This window comes from Sulfurimonas sp. (genome assembly GCF_032250635.1).
Taxonomy (GTDB): Bacteria; Campylobacterota; Campylobacteria; order Campylobacterales; family Sulfurimonadaceae; genus Sulfurimonas.
This window is the reverse complement of record NZ_JAVVFL010000147.1, coordinates 1-5,571: the sequence shown is the minus strand read 5'-3', so window position 1 is coordinate 5,571 and position 5,571 is coordinate 1. Positions and strand designations below refer to the sequence as shown.

Genomic DNA, 5,571 nt, shown 5'->3' with positions numbered 1-5,571 from the left:
CGTTTGTAGGGGCATCTTCTGTGAAGTTATTTACAGAAGTAACATCAATAGTCGGCAAGTCGTTTAGAGATGTAACTGTTGGGTCAACCGTTGCAGCTGTACCGTAGTCAGTTCCATCATGTGGAGTAAGTGTAAATAGCGGTAACTCCGTTCCTGCATTTACTAAGTCAAGACCTGCTTGAGTTAGTAGAACCTTTCCTGCATCATCGCCTGTGCCAAGTACATAGTTTGTTTCATCACTAAGAGTTACGCTTACCGTAGAACCTTCTTCATCATCTGTTGAATAAGTTGCCACTACCGAGCCGACTGCGTTTGTAGGGGCATCTTCTGTGAAGTTATTTACAGAAGTAACATCAATAGTCGGTGCATCATTTACAGGAGTAACATTAATAGTCAATATCCCACTATCACTAAACTCCCCATCTGTCACGGTATACCCTACGCTATCCGTTCCATTATAATTTGTCGGAGGCGTGTATGTATAACTGCCATCCGCAGCGATAACTATCTCTCCGCCTGCAGTTGTTGCAAACGTGCCTGGGATAACACTTAAATCATCACCGTCAATATCATAGTCATTTGCATCCAAATCGATTGTCGAGCTAAGAACAGCATCTTCAACGGTATTGACGGTATCATCATTTGCCGTTACCGCCTCATTGACATTGTTGATAGATACAGAAAGAAGCTGCGTTGTGAAATTTCCGACTCTATCAGTAGCCGTTACATAGATGTTGTACTCATTATCCCCGCCCACATCTTTTGGATTTTCAAAATCCGGTGACTCTTTAAAAGTTACAACACCCGTCGCAGAATCAATGTTAAATAAATCACTGTCCAACCCGGAAATCGAGAAACTTACATCAACCTGACTCTCTGCCGTAACTTGAGTAACGGGTATAGTGCTGTTTTCATCATATATAATAACATTTGGAGATGTAATGGCAGGCGGTGCTATCAGTGTGTCATCAAAATCTAATGCGGTGCCAAAATCCACTATTCCATAACCAAGCTCACCATTTGCGCCTCTACTGAAACCAAGGACACTTGAGTCTGCGATGATATCCGTCTCTGTAAATGCGGAACCTCCCTCTGCTCCCTCTTCACCTGCTGCTGTTTCCAAATCTTCAACTGCTGCAGTCTCTAAGATATCGACTAAATTCTCATCGCTGGCTATACTATCCATCGCATCTCTGCCGTGAATTACAGAGCCGTCTGCTAAAATTCTAAAAACACCGTCATACGCAGATGCTTCAGGAAGTGCCAAAAACTTGATTTGAAACAGAGCTTCGGGGTCATTACTGATAACCTGCTCATTTTCATACAAAAACCCTTCAAATCCAGGTTCGCGAACAGCACCGTCAACCCCTACAATTTTGATATTACCCTCAGTTACTTCTATTTGTCCTACAACTTTTCCAGTAGCCATCTCACACCTCCGTTTAATTATCCTACAATGCTAACATATAGAATTTTACAAGTAAATAGTACTTTGGTATGAACCAAAAGTCTGAATCTTTAAAATATTTATAGTAAAATTCAAGAATGATTGATGATTTAATTTTAAACTATATGCTTTTATTTATTTTGTTGGAGTTTTTTGAAGTCTCGTGGCAGAAGGCACCGACTATTATGGGCATGATTATAAAGATGCACAGATACTACTCAAAGAGCATATTTCTCTTTTTGATTATGCACCCGACATTCTATTTCAGCATCGGGTTTGCTATGCTTACTGATCTGAATATCTACGCAATTATACTGCTCTTTTTAAAGACTCTAGACGTTGCAACCAAGATACTTCTTATAGAGCAGATCTATACAAAAAGGGAGCTCTCGCAAGAACTGAGTCTTATTCTTCTTGCACCTATAAACGACTTTTTACCATATATTGGGATGTTTGCGTACCCTCTACTTATTCTCTTTGCTCTCTGACATGCTATAACCGCTTTTTAACTGAGCCTGTTTGGAGAGAAATTTCACACTTTGGGAGATATCCTCATTTGCCAAAGAGTGCTCTTTATGCAGCTTCTCCAAAGAGCTCTCTATTTTAGCACTGAGCTTGTTACCAAGAGATGCTACCAGCTCTTTTGTGCTATCTATCTCACTCTCTTTTATCTCTTTAAACTCTTTGATTATCATGCTAAGCTGTGATTGCGATTTTACATATTCTGATTTGATCACTTCGATATCTTTCATAAGGTCTCTCATCGTAGAGTAGATGTCATGCAAAGAGCTGTTTTGATCTTTAAGTTCGCTCATCTTGTTTGAAGAGAGAATCATCTGCTTCATAATTATCTCGCTCTGCTCTTTTATGCCTCCGAGCCTGTTTTCACTCTCATAAAGGGAAGTATTTACTCCCTCGGTATGTGAACGCAAAGAGAGCACCTCTTTTTCAAAAGATTTCGAGATGCTTGAGAGCTCTCCAATAGTCTCTTTAACAATCGCTTTTGCAATACTTTTTGAGAGGTTGCTCATCTGCTGCAGATTCTCTTTGAGCTCTTCGATCTCATCAATAATGTCGCTTCTGCTCTCCATCGCTTTGGCAAGAGTTGTCTTTACTTTGTTGAAGTGATCCTGTTCGGCAACCCTGAGAATATCTATATGTTTATGTACTATATTGTCAAGCGAAGGGATCTGAACATCGGTGAAATTTTCAAAAGAGCCTTTAACATCTTTATGCCAGCCGCGCAACTCTTCAAACTTCTCTATAAACCTGTTCTGATTTATCAGTATGGAGTCAAGCGCCTTTATGTCATGCTTAAATCTCTCTCTGTTCTCCTCTTGCATCTGCTTGTCTTGATTTTGGTTTAAAATCATCTTTTTCTCAAGCTCGCCCGTAAACTCTTTAAGCTCATAGAGCTGTTCACTCAGCACTTTTGTAAATTCATGCTGGGTTTTTTCCTCTTCTCTTTGTTGCGTCTGATGAAAAATATTCATGATTATGTACAAAATAAGCGAAACCAAGATGGGAAAGAAGCTCTCTTTTAGAGCCATAGTTGTCTCTATGGTATCGGGATATAAAATGAAGTGAATAACAGCGCTTATTGCGCCGATGCCGAGCATAAGAGGTGCATAGTTTATCTTGTTTGGTTGTTTTAAAATTGATATCTGTCTAAGAAAAAGCAGAGCCATTAATGCGAAGGCAATAAGTAAGTCACTATCAAACACTTTTCGTCCTTAAAATAGTTTAAAACTATTCTAGCATAAAGTTTTATAAAACTATATCTAATACCTCGGCAGGTTTTTTCACAATCAAATGAGCGTCACTTTTAGGGCTAAAACCCCATGTTGCAAAGATAGACTCTATCCCTGCACTCTTTGCACTTAAAATATCTTTAGTGTTGTCTCCGACCATCCATGCCTTATGATTTTTGGCGTCATATGCATAATGGTTCAATATATAGTGAAGCATTTCAGGGCTTGGCTTTGAAGCAGAAACTCTGTCCGCTCCTATGATTACATCAAATAGAGGTTTTACTTTTAGATGCTCTAGCATCCTCAGGGCAAACTGCGTTGGAGCATTTGTGGCAACCGATATTTTTACGTTTGCTGCTACGAGTTTTTGAAGCAGCTCTTCTACTCCATCATAGAGATAGACATTTTTTACACACTCCTGCTCGTAGTGAGCCTCAAATAACTCTCTATCTTTTGGGTGATAAACCTCTGTCTCATAAAAAAGCATGGAGAGGTTTCGCACCTCCATGTTGATAACTTCAACTATATACTCCTCGCTCAAGGGAGGCAGATTATGATGCATCTCTCTTACATAATTGACGGACACGGTAATATCTTTTTTGGAATCAAGCAGCGTACCGTCCATGTCAAAGATAACGATTTTCATCTCTATGTTTCTATCTCATCTTCTCATATAGCTCAACGAGAGTGTCAACAAAAAAGTCACTATCATTTGGACACTCGCAGACTCTGTAATCCTTAAAACCAAGCTCCTCTGCTACTTCTCTGTACTCGATCTCAAGCTCAAAGTCGGTCTCCGAGTTATCAATGGTAAAGGCAATCGGAAAAATAAGAACTCCGTTGCTCTTTATCTCCTTTAGCTTATCTTCAAGCGATGGTTTTAGCCATTCCATCGGTCCAACTTTTGACTGGTACGCCAGATGGATGGCATTAAAGTTCATCCCGGCCTCTTTAAGCATATTTGTCAAAATAGCGACATGCTTGTTTACATGGCGCTCATAAACATCGCCTCTCTCTATTACTTTTACGGGTAGCCCGTGAGCCGAGAAGATAAGATCAAAATTTTGACACTCATCCGCACTTATGCGTTCTGTTATTCTTTGAAGCACTGCTCTGTTGTAGTTTTGATTTTGAAAAAAGTGCTTTATCTCAACCAAGATTGCATCACCGCCCTTTAGGTGGTACTGCTCTTCAAAATCCTCTAGAGAGGACTTTGTGGTGGTCGTAGAGAACTGCGGATAGAGCGGGATCAGGTAAATCTTCTCAATATCCTCTTTGTTTAGTCTCTCTATGACTTCCGAGGCAAAAGGAGGCGTATAACGCATAGCAAAATCGATTAGAACATCTTCGCCGAAGCGTGATTGAAGCTTTTCGACCAACCTCTTAGTATGTCCGACGATCGGCGATTTTGAACCTATCTGTCTGTATATCTCCTGAGATTTTTCCGTTCTTGTAAAAGTAATCATTTTTGCTATAAAGGCTCTAAGCAGTGAACTCTTTACGGTAATGATGTTTTTATCGTTGAACATATTTGTTAAAAAAACTTCAACCTCTTCAAGGTTATTCGGTCCGCCCATATTTAACAGAACTATCGCCTCTTTTTTCATAACCTAATCCTCTTTAGCTCTTAAGCTTATCTCATAAACTATTTTTTGTAATGGTAGCATATCTTCATATATTTTATAGAGCGTATCTATGAGCTTCTCGCCCTCTTCTATAAGGCTTGGCCCAAGGATCTTATAGACTGCCATCCCTTTATAAAGACTCAAGTGGGCACTTGGCATATCAGCGTTAAATCCGCGCGGATATTTCTTGTACCCTTTTTCTATTGTCTTGTATCCCTTTGCTTCAAGAGCATCTAAAAGATTATCGAGCTCTACTCTTCGTCTCTCATCTTTTATGTACTCTCGGTAGGCATCAAGCATCGGCTTTTCAAACCATCTCACACCAACGGATACAAAAAGCTCATCAGGAGAGAAGTGAAGGTAAAAGGAGGATTTTTGAAGTCTGCTTCCACTGTTACCCTGTGTAAAAATAATGCCGATTCTTGATTTCAGAGGTGCTTTGTTTGCTCCCATTCTGCGGGTATCTCTGTAGATTCTAAAGAGCGATTTGTTTATCTTTGGCTCAAAATCTATTGTCGGCTCTAAAGCCATCAGATGCTCGCCCATCTCCTGCACAAAAGCGCGGGAGGGGTTTAGTATATACTCCTCATACTCGCTTCTGTGCGCTTCGAACCACTCTTTGTTGTTGTTTTTGCGAATAGAGTCCAAAAACTCAAGCGCGTTTTTGCTAAAACCTTTAAACTCCATACTCAAACTTCTTTACAATCCGTAATTCTGTCTCTATATTTTAGACCAATAAGTTCAAAAT

The 5,571-nt window shown here is 39.8% G+C and carries 6 protein-coding genes; 1 reads left to right on the top strand and 5 read right to left on the bottom strand.

Annotated features, from left to right (window positions below; genetic code table 11):
* Positions 1–1,429 (bottom strand): cadherin-like domain-containing protein (locus RQ763_RS08915; RefSeq protein ID WP_314152464.1); only part of this gene is annotated, 1,429 nt, incomplete at its 3' end.
* Between the two features lie 116 nt (positions 1,430–1,545).
* Here RQ763_RS08915 and RQ763_RS08910 point away from each other — a divergent pair.
* The gene (locus RQ763_RS08910) at positions 1,546–1,935 is read left to right on the top strand and encodes a hypothetical protein (RefSeq protein ID WP_314152462.1); all 390 of its coding nucleotides are present in this window, start codon (positions 1,546–1,548) and stop codon (positions 1,933–1,935) included.
* On the opposite strand, the gene RQ763_RS08905 is transcribed toward RQ763_RS08910, so the two are convergent.
* From RQ763_RS08905 to RQ763_RS08890, 4 genes are read right to left on the bottom strand one after another with little or no spacing between them, the layout of a single operon-like run.
* The gene (locus RQ763_RS08905; RefSeq protein ID WP_314152461.1) at positions 1,912–3,171 is read right to left on the bottom strand and encodes a hypothetical protein; all 1,260 of its coding nucleotides are present in this window, start codon (positions 3,169–3,171) and stop codon (positions 1,912–1,914) included. The two genes, RQ763_RS08910 and RQ763_RS08905, sit on opposite strands and share 24 nt — an antisense overlap.
* Before the next feature lie 43 nt (positions 3,172–3,214).
* The gene (locus RQ763_RS08900) at positions 3,215–3,844 is read right to left on the bottom strand and encodes an HAD family hydrolase (protein ID WP_314152460.1); all 630 of its coding nucleotides are present in this window, start codon (positions 3,842–3,844) and stop codon (positions 3,215–3,217) included.
* A 10-nt stretch (positions 3,845–3,854) separates the two neighbouring features.
* Positions 3,855–4,805 carry a ferrochelatase gene (gene hemH, locus RQ763_RS08895; protein ID WP_314152459.1) on the bottom strand — a complete coding sequence of 317 codons (951 nt, stop codon included), beginning with the start codon at positions 4,803–4,805 and terminating at the stop codon, positions 3,855–3,857.
* Between the two features lie 3 nt (positions 4,806–4,808).
* On the bottom strand, positions 4,809–5,510 hold the full coding sequence (locus RQ763_RS08890) for a DUF2461 domain-containing protein (protein ID WP_314152457.1): 702 nt from the start codon (positions 5,508–5,510) through the stop codon (positions 4,809–4,811).
* Between the last annotated feature and the right edge of the window lie 61 nt (positions 5,511–5,571).

Bases quoted from the DNA above. Each gene is read 5' to 3' on its own strand.
- RQ763_RS08910 (WP_314152462.1), top strand. From the start codon at position 1,546: ATGATTGATGATTTAATTTTAAACTATATGCTTTTATTTATTTTGTTG.
- RQ763_RS08900 (WP_314152460.1), bottom strand. From the start codon at position 3,844: ATGAAAATCGTTATCTTTGACATGGACGGTACGCTGCTTGATTCCAAA.
- hemH (WP_314152459.1), bottom strand. From the start codon at position 4,805: ATGAAAAAAGAGGCGATAGTTCTGTTAAATATGGGCGGACCGAATAAC.
- RQ763_RS08890 (WP_314152457.1), bottom strand. From the start codon at position 5,510: ATGGAGTTTAAAGGTTTTAGCAAAAACGCGCTTGAGTTTTTGGACTCT.